The sequence below is a fragment of the Actinoplanes awajinensis subsp. mycoplanecinus genome (genome assembly GCF_001509495.1).
Lineage (GTDB): Bacteria > Actinomycetota > Actinomycetes > Mycobacteriales > Micromonosporaceae > Actinoplanes > Actinoplanes palleronii.
This window is the reverse complement of record NZ_LLZH01000189.1, coordinates 1-20495: the sequence shown is the minus strand read 5'-3', so window position 1 is coordinate 20495 and position 20495 is coordinate 1. Positions and strand designations below refer to the sequence as shown.

Annotated in this window: 22 protein-coding genes; 8 read left to right on the top strand and 14 right to left on the bottom strand. The window is 71.2% G+C overall.

All coding sequences use genetic code 11. The annotated features are described in order from the left end of the window. The first annotated feature begins 79 nt into the window (after positions 1–79). A complete protein-coding gene (locus tag ADL15_RS20710; RefSeq protein ID WP_067693565.1) occupies positions 80–748 on the top strand; it encodes a GNAT family N-acetyltransferase in 669 nt (222 codons plus the stop codon). 234 nt (positions 749–982) lie between these two features. On the opposite strand, the gene ADL15_RS20705 is transcribed toward ADL15_RS20710, so the two are convergent. Then, positions 983–2164, bottom strand: coding sequence for an acyl-CoA dehydrogenase family protein (locus ADL15_RS20705; RefSeq protein WP_067693562.1), 1182 nt, complete (start codon positions 2162–2164; stop codon positions 983–985). An 86-nt stretch (positions 2165–2250) separates the two neighbouring features. Here ADL15_RS20705 and ADL15_RS20700 point away from each other — a divergent pair, with 86 nt between their 5' ends. Further along, complete coding sequence (locus tag ADL15_RS20700) at positions 2251–3729, top strand: GGDEF domain-containing protein (RefSeq protein ID WP_067693558.1); 1479 nt, start codon at positions 2251–2253, stop codon at positions 3727–3729. Positions 3730–4571: 842 nt separating this feature from the next. After that, the gene (locus ADL15_RS20695) at positions 4572–5339 is read left to right on the top strand and encodes a phosphotransferase (protein ID WP_067693555.1); all 768 of its coding nucleotides are present in this window, start codon (positions 4572–4574) and stop codon (positions 5337–5339) included. Positions 5340–5623: 284 nt separating this feature from the next. Here ADL15_RS20695 and ADL15_RS20690 read toward each other — a convergent pair whose 3' ends face one another. The 4 genes from ADL15_RS20690 to ADL15_RS20675 all read right to left on the bottom strand — a co-directional run bounded on the left by ADL15_RS20690 (position 5624) and on the right by ADL15_RS20675 (position 8816). Continuing rightward, positions 5624–6151, bottom strand: a complete 528-nt coding sequence (locus ADL15_RS20690) for an NUDIX domain-containing protein (RefSeq protein ID WP_067693552.1) — start codon at positions 6149–6151, stop codon at positions 5624–5626. 9 nt (positions 6152–6160) lie between these two features. Beyond that, positions 6161–7534, bottom strand: coding sequence for an MFS transporter (locus tag ADL15_RS20685; RefSeq protein ID WP_067693549.1), 1374 nt, complete (start codon positions 7532–7534; stop codon positions 6161–6163). 68 nt (positions 7535–7602) lie between these two features. Then, entirely contained in the window at positions 7603–8187 is a 585-nt protein-coding gene (locus ADL15_RS20680) for a TetR/AcrR family transcriptional regulator (protein WP_067693546.1), read from the bottom strand. Between the two features lie 47 nt (positions 8188–8234). Next, entirely contained in the window at positions 8235–8816 is a 582-nt protein-coding gene (locus tag ADL15_RS20675; RefSeq protein WP_067693543.1) for a sugar O-acetyltransferase, read from the bottom strand. Between the two features lie 234 nt (positions 8817–9050). Between ADL15_RS20675 and ADL15_RS20670 the strand changes: the two genes are divergently transcribed. Next, a complete protein-coding gene (locus ADL15_RS20670) occupies positions 9051–10751 on the top strand; it encodes a discoidin domain-containing protein (RefSeq protein ID WP_067693540.1) in 1701 nt (566 codons plus the stop codon). A 1-nt stretch (position 10752) separates the two neighbouring features. Here the strand turns inward: ADL15_RS20670 and ADL15_RS20665 are convergent, their stop codons facing one another. The 5 genes from ADL15_RS20665 to ADL15_RS20645 form a co-directional block, all read right to left on the bottom strand. Then, positions 10753–11277, bottom strand: coding sequence for a pyridoxamine 5'-phosphate oxidase family protein (locus ADL15_RS20665; protein WP_067693537.1), 525 nt, complete (start codon positions 11275–11277; stop codon positions 10753–10755). Between the two features lie 4 nt (positions 11278–11281). Then, positions 11282–11587 (bottom strand): hypothetical protein, encoded by a 306-nt coding sequence (locus ADL15_RS20660; protein WP_067693534.1) that lies wholly within the window; start codon positions 11585–11587, stop codon positions 11282–11284. A gap of 65 nt (positions 11588–11652) precedes the next feature. After that, positions 11653–12465, bottom strand: coding sequence for a CPBP family intramembrane glutamic endopeptidase (locus ADL15_RS20655; protein ID WP_083971502.1), 813 nt, complete (start codon positions 12463–12465; stop codon positions 11653–11655). Positions 12466–12528: 63 nt separating this feature from the next. Then, the gene (locus ADL15_RS20650; RefSeq protein ID WP_067693531.1) at positions 12529–13236 is read right to left on the bottom strand and encodes a hypothetical protein; all 708 of its coding nucleotides are present in this window, start codon (positions 13234–13236) and stop codon (positions 12529–12531) included. Between the two features lie 161 nt (positions 13237–13397). Further along, a complete protein-coding gene (locus ADL15_RS20645) occupies positions 13398–14030 on the bottom strand; it encodes an HNH endonuclease family protein (RefSeq protein WP_067693528.1) in 633 nt (210 codons plus the stop codon). A gap of 216 nt (positions 14031–14246) precedes the next feature. On the opposite strand from ADL15_RS20645, the gene ADL15_RS20640 reads away from it, so the two are divergent. Genes ADL15_RS20640 through ADL15_RS20630 form a run of 3 tightly spaced genes read left to right on the top strand, consistent with a single transcriptional unit; the run spans position 14247 to position 16925 of the window. After that, the gene (locus ADL15_RS20640; protein ID WP_067693525.1) at positions 14247–15770 is read left to right on the top strand and encodes an alkaline phosphatase D family protein; all 1524 of its coding nucleotides are present in this window, start codon (positions 14247–14249) and stop codon (positions 15768–15770) included. Then, entirely contained in the window at positions 15767–16504 is a 738-nt protein-coding gene (locus ADL15_RS20635) for a discoidin domain-containing protein (RefSeq protein WP_067693522.1), read from the top strand. The genes ADL15_RS20640 and ADL15_RS20635 overlap by 4 nt, the downstream gene beginning before the upstream one ends. Further along, positions 16497–16925 carry an MmcQ/YjbR family DNA-binding protein gene (locus ADL15_RS20630; RefSeq protein WP_067693519.1) on the top strand — a complete coding sequence of 143 codons (429 nt, stop codon included), beginning with the start codon at positions 16497–16499 and terminating at the stop codon, positions 16923–16925. Before ADL15_RS20635 ends, ADL15_RS20630 begins: the two co-directional genes overlap by 8 nt. Here the strand turns inward: ADL15_RS20630 and bluB are convergent. From bluB to ADL15_RS20610, 4 genes are all read right to left on the bottom strand, one after another. Next, positions 16834–17454 carry a 5,6-dimethylbenzimidazole synthase gene (bluB, locus tag ADL15_RS20625; protein WP_067693516.1) on the bottom strand — a complete coding sequence of 207 codons (621 nt, stop codon included), beginning with the start codon at positions 17452–17454 and terminating at the stop codon, positions 16834–16836. The genes ADL15_RS20630 and bluB overlap by 92 nt on opposite strands. A gap of 343 nt (positions 17455–17797) precedes the next feature. Next, the gene (locus ADL15_RS53080) at positions 17798–18118 is read right to left on the bottom strand and encodes a hypothetical protein (protein ID WP_157441484.1); all 321 of its coding nucleotides are present in this window, start codon (positions 18116–18118) and stop codon (positions 17798–17800) included. 297 nt (positions 18119–18415) lie between these two features. Beyond that, the gene (locus ADL15_RS20615) at positions 18416–19078 is read right to left on the bottom strand and encodes an aggregation-promoting factor C-terminal-like domain-containing protein (RefSeq protein ID WP_067693509.1); all 663 of its coding nucleotides are present in this window, start codon (positions 19076–19078) and stop codon (positions 18416–18418) included. Next, entirely contained in the window at positions 19075–19452 is a 378-nt protein-coding gene (locus ADL15_RS20610; protein WP_067693506.1) for a MerR family transcriptional regulator, read from the bottom strand. Before ADL15_RS20610 ends, ADL15_RS20615 begins: the two co-directional genes overlap by 4 nt. Positions 19453–19570: 118 nt before the next feature. On the opposite strand from ADL15_RS20610, the gene ADL15_RS20605 reads away from it, so the two are divergent. Next, on the top strand, positions 19571–20401 hold the full coding sequence (locus ADL15_RS20605) for a DUF72 domain-containing protein (RefSeq protein ID WP_067693503.1): 831 nt from the start codon (positions 19571–19573) through the stop codon (positions 20399–20401). Positions 20402–20495: the final 94 nt, after the last annotated feature.

The window sequence follows — 20495 nt, the reverse complement described above, 5'->3', positions numbered from 1 at the left end:
TAACCGAACACTCACTGACAGGGTGAGCGCGGTGCTTATCCACTGGCGCGACCGGCCGGGAGGGGGCAGGGTCACAGGGGTGCTGAACAATCCCGTGTGGGCCGCCCTCTCCGGACCGCAGGCCGGCTATGCCGAAGCTGCCGGAGACGCCGCCCGATACCAGCCCGAGATCTCCCCGTTCTGCGCCGTGAGCGACCCGGCCGACCCCGAGGCCTGGCGTGACCTGGCCACCCTCACCGACCACGCGCTGCTCGTCGGCCCGGCGCTCAGCCCGCCGCCCGGCTGGGTGCTCGAGGAGCGGACGATGGGCGTGCAGATGGTCGGCACCGCGATGACCGCGGTCGCGGACCCGGAGGCGGTCCCGCTCACCGAGCACGACGTCCCGGAGATGCTGGAGCTGGTCGCGAGGGCCCAGCCCGGCCCGTTCCGCAAGCGCACCATCGACCTCGGCCGCTATTTCGGCATCCGCAGCGCGGACGGCAGGCTGATCTCGATGGCCGGCGAGCGGATCCGGATGCCCGGCTGGACCGAGGTGTCCGCGGTCTGCACCGACCCGGAGTTCCGTGGCCAGGGCCTGGCCGCCCGCCTGACCCTCGCCGTCGCGGCCGGCATCCTGGCCCGCGGCGAGCTGCCGTTCCTGCACACCGTGCACGACAACGAGAACGCGATCCGCCTCTACGAGCGCCTCGGCTTCAACCACAGCGCCAACCTGGTCTTCGCCTCGTTCCGCCACACCCCCACCGCGTAACCGCCCCGGCGCCCGACCGCCGCGCCAGGTCCGCGCCGGGAGCGAGCTGCGGCGCGCCCCCCGAACCCGGCTGGCTCTGAGGGGTGCCTCACGAGCCGCGAGACACCCCTCAGAGCCAGCCGACACCCGGGAGGCGCGCCGCGGTCCGGAGTGGGCACGGTCTCGCGGTGGCCTCACGGGCGGGACGTGGCTCGTAGCCTGCGGACGTGCGCTCGCCATTCGTACGATATGGGGTTAAATCTGGCCGTGATTCGGCGGTGAGATGTCGGAGAGTTCATACGCCGCGATGTGGTGATATTTCCAGTCCAGGGGGTCGTGGACGCTGTGCGTGCGGGCGTTGCGCCAGTGACGGTCCAGGTCATGTTTGGCGGCGGCCGCGCTGGTGCCGCACATCGCGAACAGCTCCGAGCCGGCCTCCACCGCGATCTCACTGCCGAACGCCTTCGCGGCGGCGACGGCGAGTGAGCCCCGTGCCGCGGCGTCGGCGTCCGCCGGGGTCAAGGTCACTTCCTCGAGGGTACGAGCGGCGGAGTCGAGCAGCGCCTCGGCCGCCCGGACCCGGGAGGCGAGCCGGCCGTAGCGGTGCAGGACGTGCGGGTCCTCGGCGGCCGACCCGGCGCCGTAGCGGACCGCCTCGGTGGACGGGCGCGCCTTGGTCCGCAGGTACTGCCGGGTGTCGGCGAGCGCGGCGCCGGCGATCCCCACCTCGATCGCGGCGTGGTAGAGCTGGGCGCGGGCGCCGAGCTGCTGCGGCACCTGGTAGGCCCCCGCGTAGTCGATCCGCAGCCCCGGCTCGACCGGCACGTTCGTGAACGTGGCCGTGCCGCTGATCGTGGCCCGCTGCCCGATCACGTCCCAGTCGGTGTCCACGGCCACGCCCTCGGCGTCCCGGGCGACGAACGCGAGGACCAGCCGGCCCTGCTCGTCGAGCGCGCTGACCGCGATCCACGCGCTGGTCAGGGCGCCGGTGGTGTAGTACTTCACGCCGTCGAGCCGGCCACCGGTGATCTTGGTGCGCAGGTCCTGGGCGTGTTTCCCGCCGCGCTCGGCGAGCGCGTTGCCGAACCGGCGGCCGGCCAGCACCTCGCCGAAGAGCCGCTTGCGCGCGTCCGTGCTGCCGTGCACGGCCAGCACGTCGACCAGCAGGAAGTGCGCCTGCGGCACCTGCGCGACGGACGGGTCGGCGGCTGCGACGATCCGGGCGACCTCGGCGAGGGTGCGCGGGCCGAGACCCGGCCCGCCGTCGGTGGCCGGGACCGTGACGGCCAGCAGGCCGGAGGCGTCGAGAGCGGCGAGGGCGTCGGACGGGATCACCGTCGCGCCGTCGCGGTCCCGCTGGATCGCGCCGGGGGTGAGCTCGGCGGCGAGCCGGTGGGCGGCGGTGACCGCCTCGTCGTGCGTCTGGGGAACGGACATCCACCGATCCTACGATCGGCGCCCTTTCTCAAGTGACCCGCTCCGCGACCGATCAAACGCAGGTCACCGTGGCGGAGGGAGGGCAAGTGCGTATCTGGACCAAGCGTGTTCCGACGGTTCATCTGGTGCTGGGGCTGCTCTACGCCGCCATGCTGGTCCTGTCCGGTGCTCTGTCCGACAACGAACATGTCGGCCAGGGCGCCCGGATGGTCTTTGGGACGATCGGCCTGGTCGCGGCGCTGCGGGCGGCCCGGGAGCCGGCGCTGCTCCCCCGGCTGCGGCAGGCGTGGCGGGCGATCGCGGTCTGCTTCGCGGTGCTGGTCGCCTCGCCGCTGCTGATCGCCGCGCTGCGCCCCGCCGGGATCGAGGTCGCCGACGACGTCACGCACATCGCGTTCGTGGTGGCCCTGCTCGTCGCGCTGCAGCGGTTCCCGCTCGCCACGACGAACCGCCGGGACGCGTGGAAGACCGCGCTGGACGCCGGAACGGTCCTGGTCAGCGGCATGGTGCTGCTCTGGTACACGTCGTTCGGCCCGTACGTCGACACCCACGGCCTGTCCCTGAGCGTGGTGGCCGCCGGGGTCTACCCGATCGTCGACCTGGCGCTGCTCTTCCTGATCGCCCGCGGACTGCTGCGCGGCGCCGACCAGTCCGCGCTCCGGCCGATGCGGCTGCTCGCGGCCGGCACGCTGGTGCTGTTCGCCGGCGACGGCGTGCACGGATACCTGCACGGGCACGATCAGATCGAGATGCACTCCCCGTGGCAGTTCGTCTGCTGGCTGACCGCCGACGCGCTGCTCGCCGCGGCCGCCGCCGAACAGTGCCGGACCCTGGCCGCCGGACCGCGCGAGATGCGCGCCGGAACCTGGTTCGGCAAGCACCTGCCGTTCGTAGCGGTCGCCATGGCACACGCGTTGATGCTGGTCGCGGCGTTCCACGAGGGTTCGCTCTACCCGTGGGGCGGGCTGGCCATCGGCGGGACGGTCCTCAGCGTGCTGGTGCTGTGCCGGCAGACGCTGGTGCAGCGGGAGAGCGACGAGCAGGCGCTGACCGACGGGCTGACCGGGCTGGCGAACCGGTCCCGGTTCCGGGCCACGTCGTACCGGAACCTGGCCCGCAACGCCCGGACCGGCAAGCACTCGGCCGTCCTGGTGATCGACATGAACGGCTTCAAGGAGGTCAACGACACGCTCGGCCACCACTCGGGTGACCTGGTGCTGATCGAGTTCGCCAAGGTGCTCCGCCAGTGCGTGACCGCGCCGGGCCTGGCCTGCCGGATGGGCGGCGACGAGTTCTCCGTGGTCCTGACCGATCTCGATTACCCGGAGCAGGCGTATGAGGTGGCCGGCCGGATCGCCGCCGCGATGGGCCCGGTGCTGATCGGCGGCACGCTGATCTCACTGGCCGCCAGCATCGGGGTGGCGGTGTCCGCGCCGGGCGAGCTCACCCACGACGAGATCGTGCACCGCGCGGACCTGGCGATGTACCGGGCGAAGGCCCTCGGCCCGGCCACCCGGTGGGCGATCTGGCAGGAGTCGCTGGAGCCTCAACCCGCTGCGGCCTGAAGTCCGCTCCGCTCCCGACCGCTTTTGATCGGTACGCGCGAGGTCGCTTCGGCTTTCGGAGCTCATCCGGTACGGATACGGAGCGCTCGTCCGCAGGCTACGAGCCGCGTCCCGTGGTGGTCTCGCGCCGGGCCCGCGCGGGTCACGGCCGCGGCCGCGTCTTGCGCTCCGCGGGGCTCACCACGCGAGGCGGCCGCTGCTCGCGGCCGCGGCGCGATTCCCGGCTTCGGCTGGTCCTCAGGGGTGCCTCCGCGATGCGGAGGCACCCCTGAGCGCTCCACGGGAGTTGCGTTCCGCTCGGTTGTCTGCGGGAGTGCGGGCCGGGGGTGTTCTTTGCGTGACTCCGGGCGGCCGGGCGCGGCGTTTTGCGTGACCCCGGGTAGCCGGGCGGCGGCGCTCTTTGCGTTTCTTCAGGCAGCCGGGGACGCACGGCCTCGGTCGGTGCTGGTGGGGCCGTGCGGGCACGCGGTCGGGCGGGTTCAGGGCGGTAGGGGCACGCGGTCGGGCGGTTCCGGGCGGTAGGGGCACGCGATCGGGCGAGTTCAGGGCGGTAGGGGCACGCGGTCGGGGATTGCGTGCGGGTGGCGCCCCTATGAGGGCGGCAACAGGACGCGATGACGCAGTGCGGACGTTCACCGCCCCCCACCACAGCGGGGCGGCGGCGGGTGGGTGGTTCTGCGAGGGTGGTGATCTCGGCAGCGGGCGCGCGGCACGGGCGGGACCGGTGCGGAACATCGCGCGCATCCGCTCACCACGGGACCGGGCGGAGATCGCGCGCATCCGTTCGCCGCGGGCCTGGGGTGGGGCAGGTTCGGCTCACTGAGCTGGGCGGAGGAGTGGTGATGGCGAAAGAGCAGCGGCTGGCCGGGGGCTTCGACGGTGGCGCGGTGCGGGTGGGTGACACCGTGCGGCGATGTCCCGGGCCGTGGACTCCGGCGGTGCACGCGCTGCTGCGGCATCTGGAGGCGACCGGATTCGATCAGGCGCCGCGAGTGCTCGGCTTTGATCAGCAGGGGCGGGAGACGCTGTCGTTCCTGCCCGGCGCGGTGATCGGGACGGCGCGGCCCTGGCCCGGGTGGGCGCACAGCGACGAAGCACTGCGGCAGGTGGCCGACTGGGTGCGGGACTATCACGCCGCGGTGGCCGGCTTCGTGCCGCCGGCCGGGGCGGTCTGGCGGGAGGGCGGCAGCTGGCGTCCGGGACTGATCATCGGCCACAACGACGCGGCGCCGTACAACGCGGCGTGGTCCGACGGACGGCTGACCGGGTTCTTCGACTGGGACCTGGCCGGGCCGGCCGAACCCGTGGCGGATCTCGCGTTCGTCGCGTTCGCCTGGGTGCCGCTGCACGCCCGGGAGGTGGTGGCGGCCGAGGGGTTCACCGCGTTCGCCGACCGGCCGCGTCGGTTGCGGTTGTTCCTGGACGCCTACGGCTGGGCGGGCGATCCGGCCGGCTTCGTCGACCTGGTGCGCGATCGGGTGACCGAGACTGCCCAGCGACTCCGGCGGACCGCGGCGGCCGGCGACCCCACCTACCGCGCCATGCTCGCCGCCGGCGTCGACACGTCCTTGGACACCGCGGTCCGCGAACTGGCCGACTTCCCCGCCTGACCACCCTCCTCCTACCCCTGGCGCGGACCGCAGCCTGGTCGACCCCAGCTCGCATCCAGCAGCCCGCCCGCCGCCCGGTCCCGGCTGGCGCTGACGGCTGCCTCACAGCCCGCGACACAACCCTGAACACCAGCCGAAACCCGCGGCTGGTGCTGAGGGGTGCCTCACCAGCCGCGACACAACCCTGAGCGCCAGCCGGGGACGGGCGGCTGGTGCTGAGGGGTGCCTTGCGGGCCGGGAGACGACCCCGGGCACCAGCTGGGGGTCGGTGGGGCGGGACTGGGCTAGCGGGGTAGGTGGTAGAGGGCTAAGGCGGCCAGGGATGGGGCGTCGGCCAGCTGGCCGGTGTGGATCATCTTGGTGAGTTCCGCGTCGGTTACCGGGCGGTGGGTCATGTCGGCTTCGGTGGGTTCGCGGTGGGGGGTGCCCTCGGTCAGATCGGTGGCCAGGTAGACGTCGAAGGCCTGCGTCGAATAGCCATAGGCCTCATACAGGTGACCGAGATGGGTCATCGAGCCGGCGCGCAGGCCGGTTTCCTCGGCCAGCTCCTGCCGGGCCAGGGCGAGTTGGTCGCCGCCCTGGCCGCCGCTGCCCCAGCTGCCCTGGGGGAACTCCCAGGCCCGGCGGCCGATCGGGTAGCGGAACTGTTCCACCATCCAGAAGCCGTCCCGCCAGCGGGGCAGGACCAGGGCGAAGTCGGGTTTCTCCACGACGCCGTAGATGCCGGGGGTGCCGTCCGGGTGGCGGACCTCGTCCTCGCGGACGGTCATCCACGGGTTGCGGTAGACGACTCGGCTGCTGAGCTGTTCCACGGAGGTCTCCTACGAGTGGGCCGGTGGGCGGTTGACCAGGACTCGGGCCAGGATCGCGGTGAGCACTCCGGCCAGTACCACGGTGAGCAGGCCCACCCGGAGGCTGGTGAGGTCGGCGACCACCCCGACGATCGGCGGTGAGAGCAGGAAGCCGCCGCGGAGCAGCCAGCTCACGATGGTGAGGCCGGTGCCGGGCGGCAGGCCGGGAAGTTCGTCGGCGGTGTGCATCGCGGCCGGGACCAGGGTGGCGACACCGAGTCCGGCCAGCGCGAACCCGACGAGCGCGGCCGGGACCGACGGGACGGCCAGGGCGGCGCCCATGCCGACAGCGGCCAGGGCGCCGCCGGCCCGGACCACGGTGCGCTGGCCGAACCGGTCGACGACCCGGTCACCGGTCAGCCGTCCGGCGGTCATGGCGACCTGGAGGGCGACCACGGCCAGGCCCGCGGTGGCGGCGGAGGCGTGCAGGTCGGTCAGGTACAGCGCGCCCCAGGAGGAGCCGGCGTCCTCGACCAGCGCGCCGCAGGCCGCGAGCACGCCCAGCGCCGCGAGCATCCGCAGGGCCGCGCCACCGAACGACCGCCACCCGGCGCGAGGTTCGGCCGGGGCCGCGGATGACGCGACGGTCGCGGCGCGATGATCGGCCGATGCAGAGGAAGGCGCGGCGACGAAAAGCGGGTCGGCCGATGCCGATGAAGGCGCGGCGGCGAAAAGCGGGTCGGCCGGGGGCGAGGGAGGCGTGGCGGCGGCGGGTTCGCCGATGGGGGCGGTGACGGCTTCGGGGGTACGTTCGGCGTCCTCCGGGCCGGGCAGTGTGAAGCGGTAGGCGACCAGGGCTACCAGGCTGAAGAGGGTGGCCGAGATGGTCAGGTGGACGGCCAGCGGGAGGTCGAGGCCGGCCGCGGCGGCGCCCATCAGGCCGCCCAGGACGGCGCCGATGCTCCACACGCCGTGCAGGGAGTTGACGATCGAGCGGCCGTAGAGGCGCTGGACGCGCAGGCCGTGACCGTTCTGGGCGACGTCGACGATCGAGTCGAGGGCGCCGACCACGAACAGCACCGCGGCGAAGACGATCCAGTGCGGGGCGAACGGGATGAGCAGCGTGGCCGCGGCGGTCAGCACGATGCCGAACGAGGCGACCCGGGCCGAGCCGAACCGGCGGATGGCGGCGCCGGCCAGCAGACCGGCGAGCAGCGCACCGACCGGGAAGGCGGCCAGGGACGCGCCGAGCAGCGCGTTGCTGAGGTCGAGGTCCGCTTTGATCTGCGGGTATCGCGGGACGACGTTGAAGAAGACGGCGCCGTTGGTGAGGAAGAGGGCGGCGACGGCGGCCCGGGCCTGGCGGGCCTGACGGGTGGGGCCGGTCGCGACGGTGCTGGGCACAGCGATCTCCGGGGTGGTGGAACGGGTGGGGCAAGGGAGTGTCCGGGTGGGACGGGGCAAGGGAGTGGTCAGCGGAGGTAGCGCTCGATCGCGTGCCGGATCTGGTCGGGGGTCATCGGGTCGGTGGAGAGCGCGCTGTGCAGCACCAGCCCTTCGATCAGCGCGTCCACCTCCCGGGCCGTGGTCGGGTCGAAGTGGCGTTCCAGCGCTCGGCGGCTGCGCTGCATCCAGCCCTGGGTGACCGCCCGGAGGGCCGGGTTGCGGGCCGCGGCGACGTAGAGCTCGACGGCCAGGACCAGGTCGTCCGGGGAGCCGAGCAGGTCGTCACGGACCAGGGTGATCACGGCTTCGATCGCGCTGTCGCGGTCGGTGGCCGCGCCCAGCCGCTCGTCGAAGACCTTCGCGGCCGCCTCGGCATGCCGGGTGAACGCCTCGGCGAGCACCTCGTCGAGCGAGCCGAAGTGGTAGGTCATCGAGCCCAGCGGGACGTCCGCGGCCCGGGCGATCTCCCGGTGCGTGGTGCCGGCGACACCTCGCTCGGCGATCACCCGCAGGGTCGCGTCGATCAGCCGGTCGCGTCGGCCCGGATCATGGCGCCGAGACCGCCGGGCGGGCGCCGGATCCCCTGCGGCGCCGGGCCGATGGGCGGGCACAGGATCCCCTGCGGCGCCGGGGCGGCGGGAGGGAACCGGGTCGGCGGTCATTCCGGGGTGATGGTGCGGATGATCCGGGCCGGGTTGCCGACCGCGACCACGTTCGCCGGCAGGTCCCGGGTGACCACTGAGCCCGCGCCGACCACGGTGTTCTCCCCGATGGTGACGCCGGGCAGGACGATCGCGCCGGAACCGAGCCACACGTTGTCGCCGATCACGATCGGTTTGGCCGCCTCCCACTTGTCGCGGCGCGGGCCGGGCTCGATCGGGTGCGTCGGGGTGAGCAACTGGACGTTCGTGCCGATCTGCACGTCCGCGCCGATGGTGATCGGGGCGACGTCCAGCGCGATCAGGCCGAAGTTGGCGAACGTGCGGGCGCCGATCCGCAGGTGCGAGCCGTAGTCGACGCGCAGCGGCGGGCGGATCTCCACGCCCTCGCCGAGCTCACCGAGCAGATCACCGAGCAGGCGGCGGCGCTCGTCGAAGTTCCGGATCGGGGTCGCGTTGAACTCGTCGGTCAGGTCCATGGCGCGCAGGGCCGCTTCGCCGAGCTCCGGGTCGTCGGCGATGTACAGGTCACCGGCGAGCATCCGCTCACGCATGGAACGCGTGTCAGGAGACGTGGTCATGCGTACGAGCGTACACATGATGCGTACGCCCGTACATAAAAGTTCCGGAACCACGCCGCCGGACCGGCACCCACCTCCGTCGTGACCTGCATCGATGCCGCAAGTGTCGCCGGAACCGGTTCCGGCAGGTTATTGACACCGCTTCACGGCGAGTTCACAGTGTCCGGCAAGAGAGCGTTTTCACAGCTTGTTCCCCAGATGGAAACCGCTTCGTCACACCCTCCAGGAGTCCCCATGTCGATGCCTGCTGCCCGAAAACACCGACCTCGCAGACGGCTGCTGACCGCGGCCACCGCCCTCACCGGCCTGGTGGCCGTGCTGCTCTCCGCACCGAGCGGCGCGCAGGCTGCGGAAACCCTCGTCTCGCAGAACAAGCCCGCCACCGCGTCGTCGTCGGAGTGGGCCGGCACGCCGGCGAGCGCCGCGGTCGACGGCGACAACGGCACCCGCTGGTCGAGCGCGTTCGCGGCCGCACAGTGGTTCCAGGTCGACCTCGGCGCACCGACCGCGGTCAGCCGGGTCGCGATCAACTGGGAGGGCGCGTACGCGAAGGCGTTCACGATCCAGCTCTCCACCGACGGCAGCGCGTACACCCAGGCCTACGCGACCACCACCGGTACCGGCGGCGCGCAGAGCATCCCGATCTCCGGCACCGCCCGGTACGTGCGGATCAACCTCACCCAGCGGGCCCTGGACATCTACGGCTACTCGTTCTGGGAGTTCCAGGTCTTCTCCGGCGGCGGCACCACCACGCCGGGCGCGCGACTGCTCTCCTACGCGAAGCCGGCCCGCGCCTCGACCGAGCAGAACGACGTGAACTGCAACCCGTGCACCGCCGACAAGGCGTTCGACAACGACCCGGCCAGCCGCTGGGCGACGAGTTCGACGAACGGCTGGGTGGACCCGGGCTGGATCCAGGTCGACCTGGGCGCCACCGCGCAGGTCAGCCAGGTGGTGCTGCAGTGGGACCCGGCGTACGCGAAGGCCTACCAGATCCAGGTCTCCGCCGACGCCACGAACTGGACCAGCATCTACTCCACCACCACCGGTGACGGCCTCAAGGACGTCATCAACGCCACCGGCACCGGCCGTTACGTGCGGATGTACGGCACCGCCCGCAGCAGCGCCTACGGTTACTCGCTCTGGGAGTTCAGCGTCTACGGCACCGGCGGCAACCCGGTCGACCCGCCCGCCAAGCCCGCCGACCCGACCTTCCCGGCCACCCGCCTGGTCTTCGCCGACGAGTTCAACGGCGCGGCCGGGTCCAAGCCGGACACCGCGAAGTGGACCTACGACCCGGGCGTCCCGCAGAACGGCGAGGTCCAGTACTACACCCCGAACAGCGAGAACGCGTCGATGAACGGGTCGGGCTCACTGGTCATCCAGGCCCGCAAGCAGGACTACGAGGGCCGGCAGTACACCTCGGCCCGGATGAACACCAGCAACAAGTTCCACGTCCAGTACGGCAAGGTCGAGGCCCGGATCAAGGTGCCGAAGGGCAACGGGCTCTGGCCGGCGTTCTGGATGATGGGCGCCGACTTCCTCAACGGACGGCCCTGGCCGTACAACGGGGAGATCGACATCATGGAGGTGCTGGGCCGCAACACGTCCGAGGCCTACTCCACGCTGCACGCCCCGGCCTACAACGGGGCGGGTGGATACGGCCAGAAGTACGCGACGGTGGATCTCTCCCAGGACTACCACGTCTGGGCGGTCGAATGGGACAGCAAGGGGATGCGGTTCCTGCTCGACAACCGTGAGGTCTTCTACGCCGCCAAGGACACCGTGGAGAACACCCGTGGCCCGTGGATCTACGACCACCAGTTCTACGTGATCCTGAACCTGGCGGTCGGCGGCGACTTCCCCGGCCCCATCGACGCCACCACCCCGTTCCCGAGCCAGATGCTCGTCGACTACGTGCACGTCTACCAGTAGGTCACGCGCCGGGGCCGGCTCCGGCCGGTCCCGGCAGCAGCTTGTCCAGATCCGGGGCGTACACGGTCATCCAGTGCGGGCGCAGGCGGTAGTAGACGACCTCGTTGGCCCAGTCGAACGCGTCGTCGCCATAAAATCCTTTGAGGTACGCCAGCAGCTCCGGTTCCGCCGTCATGTCGAGCGTCGCCACCGTGCCGTGGGTGAAGACGCCCAGCTCCTCGCCGCGCAGGTAGGCGACGCTGGCGGCCGGCCGGGCGGCCAGATGGCGGGCCTTCGCGGCCGCCGGCGCGGTGCCGAAGATCCAGACGCCGTGCAGGAAGTGGCCGTCGACGGCGCTGATCCGGGGCTCACCCTTGGCGGTCACGGTGGAGAGCGCGAGCGTGCACATGCCGGTCAGCACCCGGGCGAGCTGCTCGGCGGTGATGGTGCGCTCGGCGACGATCGACTTCAGGTGCGCGGTCGAGCCGGACAGCGACACGTCCAGCAGGCGCTGCAGCTCGGCGAGCTCCTCCGGGGTCTCCCGCATGGTCTCAGCGCGGGGCGCGGCGGTCGGCGGCGGCGTACGAGGCCGCGGCGGTGAGCGCGGAGACGGCGAGGACCGCGGGCCAGGGACCGATCTTCCTGGCCAGGGGGTGTGACAGGCCGAAGGCCCCGAGATACGTCGCGGCCAGGGCGGTGGTGACGGCCGGGCTGGTGCGGCGGGACCACTCCCGGCCGGCCAGCACACCACCGGTGGCCAGGACGACGGCGCCGAGCGGGCGGATGCCGGTGCGGCGGGCGATCTGCCACCCGCCGATCAGGGAGCCCGCGGTGATCACAGCAGTGGGAACACGCATGGGCCGACCCTACTACCGGCCGCGCGCCGGTTTCGAGGCCACCACGCGGTGCCGCGCCGAGACGGTCAGGTCAGGCTGGTGGTGGCCAGGGCCGTCGCGATCAGCAGGCCGAGGCCGTTCGTGGCCCAGTGCAGGGCGGCGGCCGCGAGCAGGCTGCCGGAGCGGCGGCGCAGCTCGCAGAGGAGCAGGCCGGCCAGCGCGGTGAACCCGACCGCGGCCAGCACGGCCAGGACGCTGCCGAGCGGGCCGGAGCCCAGCGTGGCGCCGACCGCCGCGTTGACCTGGGCCAGCCGCAGCGACGGCAGGATGTGCCAGAGTCCGAACAGGACCGACGACGTGATGCTGGCCCAGGTGGCGCCGCGGTGCCGGTTGACCAGCCCGAGCAGCACGCCGCGGAACGCGACCTCCTCGAGCAGCACGGTGCCGAGCGGGACCACCACGAACGCGGTGAGCAGGGCGGCGCCCGGGTGCAGGTGGTAGCGGACGTCGTGGAACGCGATCCGGGTGGCCGGGATCGCGGCGCCGATCGTGTAGACCACCGCGACCAGGGCGACCGCGCCGACGGCCCATTTCACGCCGGGCAGGAACGTGCGCCGGGACAGGCCGAGGTCGTGCCAGGTCAGGCCGGCGCGACGGGAGATCAGCACCAGGGCCAGGGCGACCACCGGGCCGGCGACCAGGCCGGTGTGGTGCGGGCCGTACTTGTCGGCGACGTTGACCGCGGCCAGGATCACCAGGACCGCGCCGAAGACCAGAGCCAGGCGGCGGCCGGACGGGTGGCCGGTGAGCGGGACCGGTGTGGCGGTGAGCGGGACCGGTGCGGCGGTGGGCAGAGCGACGGCGGGCGGCGGCGGGAGGGCGCGGGACGGGATCGGCATGGCGGGGCGAAGGCTACCCGGTCGTACTGTCTCGAACCAATCGCGGCAGGTGCCCCGAACGGGTCAGATCTGCGGTTTCGTGATGGTGACCGGCTCGCCCTGACCGGCGAATGTCGTGGTCATGGTGATCGGCCCGGGTCCCGGGTTCGCGGTGACGACGACCGAGGTCAGTCGCCCGGCGGTGTCGAGCTCCGCGGTCCAGGTGGCGGTGTCGGAACCGGTCAGGTCGAGGCCGGGCGCGCCGAGCGGGAGGAAGCGCCCGTCGTCGCGGGTGGGGTCGACCGTGCCGGTGAACGTGGCCGGTCCGGTGCGGGTCACCGCGCCGATCACCTTGCTGAGACCGAGCAGGCCGACCGGATCGTACGAGTCGACGCCGAGCAGGAAGCTCTTCGCGTCGAAGAGCGCGAGGGGCACCTGGGACCAGGTCGTGGTCTTGCCGACCCGGGTCCAGGCGTCGTCGCCGATCGTGATGACCTGACCGGAGCCGGCATCCGCACCGGTGAAAGCCTGGTATTTCCGGGTGAACAGCTGCCGCGCCGGGTCGTGGGCGCCGCTGGCCTCGAAGCGCGGCCCGGCGGCCGAGTCGACGGTGAGCAGGTAGCGGTAGGTGCTCGTCCGGAGCTGATCCAACGCGGTCAGGACGGTGCTGCCGGCGGGTGGGGGCGATGCCTCCGGTGTGGACGGGGCGGGCGTTTCCGGCGCGGACGTCGTGCAGCCGGCCAGCAGGGCGGCCACCGGTGCGAGCAGGACGAGACGGCGGCGCACGGTCATGGTTCCCCCGGGGACATTCACGTGGATGCGTGTGCCGACACCCTAGCCTCACGGGCGGGACGTGGCTCGTAGCCTACGGACGTGCGCTCGTCATTCGTACCATATGGGGTTTGTGGAAACGGCCGCCGTGAGGGGAACGGCGGCCGTGACCAGGGGGAATGTCAGCTGCAGGTGTTGAGCATGGTCTGCAGGGCGGTCTTCTCGGTGGACTGGAGCTTGAGGGCCCAGTAGTACTTGACCGCGATCCACATGCGGGCATAGGTGCACTTGTACGACGACACCGACGGCTGCCAGGTCGACGGGTCCTGGTCGCTCTTCGACTGGTTGACGTTGTCGGTGACCGCGATCAGTTGCGGACGGGTGAGGTCGTTCGCGAAGAGCTGGCGCTTGGCAGTGGTCCACGCGCTGGCACCGGAGCGCCAGGCCTCGGCGAGCGGGACGACGTGGTCGATGTCGAGGTCACTGGCGGCGGTCCAGGTGGCGCCGTCGTAGGGTGAGTACCAGGAGCCGCTGGTGGCGGCGCAGGCCGAGCTGACGACCACACTGGAGCCGTCCCGCTTGAGCACCGTCTCGCGGGTGTTGCAGGTGCCGCTGATGGTGATCCAGTGCGGGAAGAGATCCCGGTCGTAGGTGCTGGCGTTCGCCTCGGCGGCGACGGTGAGCGAGTTCAGCTCGGTCTGTGCGGTGGCCTTCGTGGGGATGTTCGGCGGGGTGGCCTGAGCCGGGGACGCCAGCAGGCCGGCGGCGATCGCAGCGGTGGCTACGGTCGCCAGGAGACGGGTGACAACGCGCATCTGGTGCTCCCATCGGGGATGAAAACGGGACACCGAAGAATTACGGGAGTTCGACGACCGTGGATGGGTTTTGCCGTGAACTCCTTGTTTCCCGCACAAGAAGACCGTTTCGGGCGTGTGTACGGAGAGGAAACATCCGGCCAGGTCATCCCCTATCCCCCCGGACCCGGAAGTAGCCTCAGCTGTCCTGAATTTTCCGAAATAGGAGTTTTCACTGTGGGGTTACCGCGCCGTCGATTCCTGGCCCTCAGCGGAGCCGCGCTGACCGGAGCGCTCCCCCGGCCCCGGATCGCGGACCCGTTCACGCTCGGCGTCGCGTCCGGCGACCCGCTGCCCGAGGGCGTGGTGCTCTGGACCCGGCTCGCGCCCCGCCCGCTGGAACCGGCCGGCGGCCTGCCACCGGTGCCCTACCCGGTCGGCTGGCAGGTGGCCGAGGACGACCGGTTCACCCGGGTGGTCCGCAGCGGCACCGCGACCGCCGCGCCGGAGTTCGGCCACACCGTCCACGTCGACGTGCGCGGGCTGCGGCCCGGACGCGACTACCACTACCGGTTCCGCACCGGCGGCCACCTCAGCCCGCCCGGCCGGACCCGGACCACGCCGGCCCGGACCTCGTCGCCCCGGGCGCTGCGGTTCGCGGTGGCGTCCTGCCAGTCCTACTCGGACGGTTACTACGACGCGTGGCGGCACGCCGCGGCCGAGGACTTCGACGTGGTCTTCTTCCTCGGCGACTACATCTACGAGGGCGCGATCGACAGCGTCGGCGGCAACCGGCTGGACACCGGGCTGGCACTGCCGGACACGTTCGAGCTGGAGACCGACACCCTCGACCTGTACCGGATGCGGTACGCGCTGCACCGCACCGACCCGGACCTGCAGGCCGCGCACGCCGCCTTCCCGTGGATGCTGACCTGGGACGACCACGAGGTGCAGGACAACTACGCGGACGCCGTATCGCGATTCCCGGACGTGCCGGCGCAGGACTTCCTGGTACGGCGCGCCGACGCCTACCGCGCCTACTGGGAGAACCAGCCGCTGCGCCGGTCACACGCGCCGGCCGGACCGGACATGTCGCTGCACCGCCGGTTCCGCTTCGGCGACCTGGCCGAGGCGTACCTGCTGGACACCCGGCAGTACCGCTCCGACCAGGTCTGCGGCGACAACCTGCGGGCCGGCTGCGCCGACCGGGAGGACCCCGGGCGTACGCTGCTCGGCGCACCGCAGCGCGACTGGCTGCTCGACCGGATGGGCCGCTCCGAGGCCCGCTGGAGCGTGCTCGCCCAGCAGGTCATGATGGCCGAGTGCCGGTACGGCGGCCCGGCCGACCGCCGCGACATGGACAAGTGGGACGGCTACCCTCCCGACCGGCAGCGGATCCTCGAGCAGGCCGCCCGCACCCCCGGCACCGTGGTGCTCTCCGGCGACCTGCACTACAACTACGCCGCCGACCTGCACCTGCGCCCGGACGAGCGGCCGGTCGCCGTGGAACTGGTCGGCACGTCGATCTCCAGCGCCGGGGACGGCAGCGACAGCACGCCGCAGCTGGACCTGCAGCGCGAGTACAACCCGCACCTGCGGTTCGCGAACGCGCAGCGCGGATACCTGCGGTGCGAGCTGACCCGGGACCGGTTGCGCGCCGACTACCGGGTGATGTCGGAGGTCACCCGGCGCGGCGGGACGGTGTCCACCCGGGCGTCGTTCGTGTCCGAGCGGGAGCGGCCGGGGCTGGTGGCGGCGTGATCGCGCTCGGGCTCGTGGCGGCTCTGCTGGTCTCGGTCGATCCCGGCGCCCTGGCGATCACGACCGGGCAGTGCAACGGCAGCGACCTGGTGGTCCGGATGACCAACGACGGTCCGGAGCCGATCTACGCGGACGCGTTCCTGGAGGCGCCCGCCGCACTGCACCTGCCCCGAAAGATGATCTCGAGCTGGCTGCCGCCGGGATACACCCGCAGCGTGCCGGTGGCGGTGCGCGCGGCGACGGGCACGCCGGCCGGGGTCTATCACGTGCGGGTGAGCGGGAAGGACGTGCCGGTGACGGTGCGTGAGCCGGAACCGTCGGCGGATCTGATGCGGCTCGCGTCGCGGGTGAGCGCGTCGTCGGCGCGGGCCGGATCGGGGGCGTGCGCGGCGATCGACGGGGATCCGGCGACGATGTGGAACGACGGGACCGGGAAGCGGTGGCCGGACTGGTGGCAGATGTCGTGGGATCGTGCGCAGGTGGTGGGGAAGGTGGAGGTGGTGACGACGGCGTCGTGGGGGCTGCGGGACTGGGATGTGCAGGTGGACGCCGGAGCCGGATGGTCGACGGTCGCGTCGGTGCGAGGCAACGTCGCTGTCCGAAATTTAAGTATTTTTCCCTCACTGAGGGTTAAGTCGGTAAGGATCGTCACGCTCGCCGGGAACACCGTAAACGATCAGTCACGCCTGGTGGAGGTGATCGTCTCGGCTCCCTATCCTCAACGGCATGGCTGACGCTGAAGACGTACGCCGGCTCGCGCTGGCACTCCCCGGCGTGGTCGAGATCGCGAGTGACGGCTTCGACTTCCGGGTGGCGAACAAGGGTTTCATCTGGTCATATCCGGAGCGGGTCCCGGGCAAGCCACGGGTGATCCGCACCGACATCGCGGTGCTCTACGTCGGCGACGAGGCGGAGAAGCAGGCGCTGCTGCTCGGCGAGCCCGACCTGTTCTTCACCACCCCGGGCTACGACGGGTTCCCGCTGGTCATGGTGCGGCTCGCCGCGGTGGACGTGCCGCGCCTGACCGAGCTGGTCACCGACGCGTGGCAGATGCGCGCCCCGGTCACCACCGATCCTGGTGCACCGCCTGCGCCAGTGGACGCCGCTTCCGCCAGCCGTGCCGCTCCAGGTCGGGGACGTCGCTCAGCCGGCTGACCGGGCCCACGCACAGCCAGGCGATCGGCCGGATCCCGTCCGGGATGCCGAGGAGCTTGCCGAGGAACTCCTCGCGGTAGAACGACACCCACCCCACGCCGAGTTCCTCCGCGGTCGCCGCCAGCCAGAGGTTCTGCACGGCCAGGCAGGCCGAGTAGAGCCCGGCGTCGGCGATCGCGTGCCGCCCCAGCACGGCCGGCCCGCCCCGGTCCGCGTCGTAGGTGACCACGATCGACAGCGTCGACTCCAGCACCCCGTCGATCTTGATGCGGGCGAACCGGTCGGCGGCCTCGCCGGTCAGCGTCGCGGCGAACACCTCGCGCTCCTCGTGCACGTGCCGGTGGAACTCACTGCGGATCCCCCGGTCGCGGATCACCACGAAATCCCACGGCTGCGACAGACCGACGCTCGGTGCGGCGTGCGCCGCTGCGAGGACCCTTTCCAGTACGTCGTCAGCGAGCGGTTCCCCGGTGAACTCGCCGCGCACGTCCCGGCGGCGGTGGATGACGTCGTAGATCGAATCCGGCATGGGTCGACTCTGTCAGGCGCCTCATCGACGGGTCAGCGGGGTCGCCGTGCGCACGCGGGTCAGCTTCGCCAGCGTACGGACATAGGCGCGCTGGCCCCCTCAAGCGGTGAACCACTGCGGTCCCAGACGATGAGCGCAGCGACCGCTGGGTAGACCGCCGGTCACGGCAGGCAGGATCAGACTTTGTGGTGAATTCGACGCGGCAAGAGGCCCGGATGCCGATTTCGTTCGGCGATCCAGGGCCTCTTCCCTATCCACGGGGCTACGCCTCAGAACAGGACTTTGGTCTCCCGAGAAATTTCAAGGATCGAATTTCTCCGGCGAACGGCTGGCTAGAGTCTGCTCAGTTTCGGATTTCGAAGTCCGCCTTGACCGCGATGCTGCCGTCCGCGGGGCACCGCATGGTGCCTACGCTCCGGGGGTCAGTCCAAAGGCCCTTCGTCACGGTATCCTTCGAGTTCTTCCGACAGGTGATCACCCCACGGAAGGCGCCGGTGCCTCCCTGGCACTCGATGTGGATCCATTTCTTGTTCGAGTCGATCCACGACCGGCAACCACTCGGATAGCGAAGGGCAGACTCCGCTGCCTGCGCAACTGTGGCGCTTCCCAGCAGCGCTCCTGAAACGATTGCCGCTCCCACCATGGCCTTCATCATCTTGCTCACAAGCATAATTTTCCCCCGAAATTGGTTCGGTACATCGCCACAATCGGCGATTGCCGATCGACATCACTCTAACCACAACTGTCAATGCTTGGCGATGATATGAGTTTTGTCACGTCGATTACCGGAGTGAACGTGGCCGTGCGTCATAAAAATCTTCATTGCCATTCTGAAGTTGTTTCTGGCCAGCGCTCCAGCAACGGACCCGTTCTAGCTTGCCGCGACGGTGTAATCTCTTCGTGGATAAAAAGCAGAGACCTGGCCGGGTGCGGGAACCGGCATCACGGCCAGGCCTCTGAATCAGTAGCTGTTGTGCAACTCCGAGTTGGACCAGGCTTTGCACGGGGTGCCGTAGCGGCCCTTGATGTAGCCCAGCCCCCACTTGATCTGCGTGGCCGGGTTCGTCTTCCAGTCGGCGCCTTCCGACGCCATCTTCGAGCCGGGCAGGGACTGCGGGATGCCGTACGCGCCGGAGCTGCGGTTCTCGGCGCGGTAGTTCCAGCCGCTCTCCTTGTTCCACAGCTTGTTCAGGCAGGCGAACTGGTCCAGGCCGAAACCGGCGGACAGCGTCAGGGCGCAGCCGATCGCGCGGCTGCCGCTGAACTCGTTGCACGAGGTCGGGATCGGGCCGGCGTAGGCGACCGGGCCGCTGCTCTGCTGCTGGGCGGCCTTCTTCGCGGCGATGACGCTCTTGTCCAGGTTCTTGGCGTACCCGGCGGCGGTCTTGGCGACCACGGCGGCCTTCTGCGCGGCGGCGCCCTCGGCCTGGGTGACCCGGGCGCGGGCGACCGCGTGCTCGTTCTGCCGTTGTTTCAGCAGCTGCATCTCGGCGCCCTCGGCCTGCACCGAGTCCATGGCCACGTCGGTGGTCGCCGGTGGGCGCTGTTGTCCGATGTAGACGCCGCCGGCGGTGCCGGCGAGCAGCAGCACGACGGAGGCGGCACGAATGACGACCCGGCTCACGTGGCCTCCCTCTGGCGAACGGTCTCGGCACGGTACCAGGCGATCTTGTCGCGGACACGAGCCTGTTCGTGCCGGAGCTGCGCGACCCGCTCGTCGATCTCCCGGTCGTGTTCGGCGAGCAGCTCGACGCGCTGCTCAGCGGCACCGGGGCCGTCGTGCAGCAACTCGGCGAAGCGCCGCAGCCGGGCGATCGGCATGCCCGAGTCGCGCAGGCAGCGCAGCAGACCGATCCGGCCCAGGTCGTCGTCGGAGAACACCCGCTGACCGGTCGAGGAGCGTTCGATGCCGTGCAGCAGCCCGATCCGCTCGTAGTAGCGCAGCGTGTCGATGCTGACGCCGATCTTCCCGGCGACCTCACCCGGCGTGTACGGCACGGCTCCCCCTCGGCCCGATTCCCGGACGCCGACCGTACCTAATAGAGGCGCTACGCGCGGTACCCGATAGCGTTCTTCCGTGCGATCCCGTATTCAACCGCTGCACGTGGGCTGCGCGATGTGGTCCCTGAAGTCCTGGCAGGGTCGGTTCACCCCGCATCCGCTGCCGTCCGGGGAGAAGCTGCGGGCCTACGCCGGCTGGTGCAACGCGGTCGAGGGCAACACCACGTTCTACGCCATCCCGCCCCGGGAGACCGCGGCCAGCTGGGCGCAGCAGACCGCTCCGGACTTCCGGCTGATCCCGAAGATCCCCAAGCGGATCACCCACGAGCTGCGGCTGTCCGGCGGTGAGGACGAGCTGCGGATCTTCCTGGACGCGATCGAGCCGCTGGGCCCGCGCGCGTCCGCTCTCTGGATCCAGTTGCCCGGGTCCTTCGGACCCGACGACCTCGGCGTTCTCTCCAGGTTCCTGCGCACCTTGCCGCTTTCTTTCCGGTACGCGGTGGAAGTGCGCCACCCGGACTTCTTCGCCGCCCCCCGGGCCCTCGAGGCGGTGCTGGCGCCCCTGCGCGCCGAGTGGATCCCGTTCGACACCACGGCGTTCTTCGACACCCCGCCGACCAGCGACGCCGAGCGGGACGCCTGGACCAAGAAGCCGCGGATGCCCCGCCGTGACACCGCGCTGACCGACCACCCGATCGTCCGCTACCTGGGCCGGGACGACACCGCCCGCACGGTGGCCGGCTGGCAGCCCTGGGTGGCGACGGTGGCCGGCTGGCTGCGCGAGGGCCGCTCACCGACGGTGTTCCTGCACACCCCGGACAACGCCGACGCGCCGGAGCTGGCCCGCCGGTTCCACGACGAGGTCCGCGTGCTGGTCCCGGAGCTGCCGGCGCTGCCCGAGCCGGCGCCGCTGCCGGTCGAGGACGAGCCACTCACGCTGTTCTAGAACCAACGCCGTTCAGTTAGGCGGTGTGGGTGGTCGTCAAGGTGTGTCGTAGGCAGGAAACAGCGGAGCTCCTGTATAGAGGGTGGTCACTCTA

Coding starts and splice junctions, on each gene's coding strand:
- ADL15_RS20630 (WP_067693519.1), top strand. CDS start 16,497: ATGGCTGACGCTGAAGACGTACGCCGGCTCGCGCTGGCACTCCCCGGC.
- ADL15_RS20655 (WP_083971502.1), bottom strand. CDS start 12,465: ATGCCGATCCCGTCCCGCGCCCTCCCGCCGCCGCCCGCCGTCGCTCTG.
- ADL15_RS20660 (WP_067693534.1), bottom strand. CDS start 11,587: ATGCGTGTTCCCACTGCTGTGATCACCGCGGGCTCCCTGATCGGCGGG.
- ADL15_RS20650 (WP_067693531.1), bottom strand. CDS start 13,236: ATGACCGTGCGCCGCCGTCTCGTCCTGCTCGCACCGGTGGCCGCCCTG.
- ADL15_RS20670 (WP_067693540.1), top strand. CDS start 9,051: ATGTCGATGCCTGCTGCCCGAAAACACCGACCTCGCAGACGGCTGCTG.
- ADL15_RS20645 (WP_067693528.1), bottom strand. CDS start 14,030: ATGCGCGTTGTCACCCGTCTCCTGGCGACCGTAGCCACCGCTGCGATC.
- bluB (WP_067693516.1), bottom strand. CDS start 17,454: ATGCCGGATTCGATCTACGACGTCATCCACCGCCGCCGGGACGTGCGC.
- ADL15_RS20695 (WP_067693555.1), top strand. CDS start 4,572: ATGGCGAAAGAGCAGCGGCTGGCCGGGGGCTTCGACGGTGGCGCGGTG.
- ADL15_RS20675 (WP_067693543.1), bottom strand. CDS start 8,816: ATGACCACGTCTCCTGACACGCGTTCCATGCGTGAGCGGATGCTCGCC.
- ADL15_RS20665 (WP_067693537.1), bottom strand. CDS start 11,277: ATGCGGGAGACCCCGGAGGAGCTCGCCGAGCTGCAGCGCCTGCTGGAC.
- ADL15_RS20705 (WP_067693562.1), bottom strand. CDS start 2,164: ATGTCCGTTCCCCAGACGCACGACGAGGCGGTCACCGCCGCCCACCGG.
- ADL15_RS20605 (WP_067693503.1), top strand. CDS start 19,571: ATGTGGTCCCTGAAGTCCTGGCAGGGTCGGTTCACCCCGCATCCGCTG.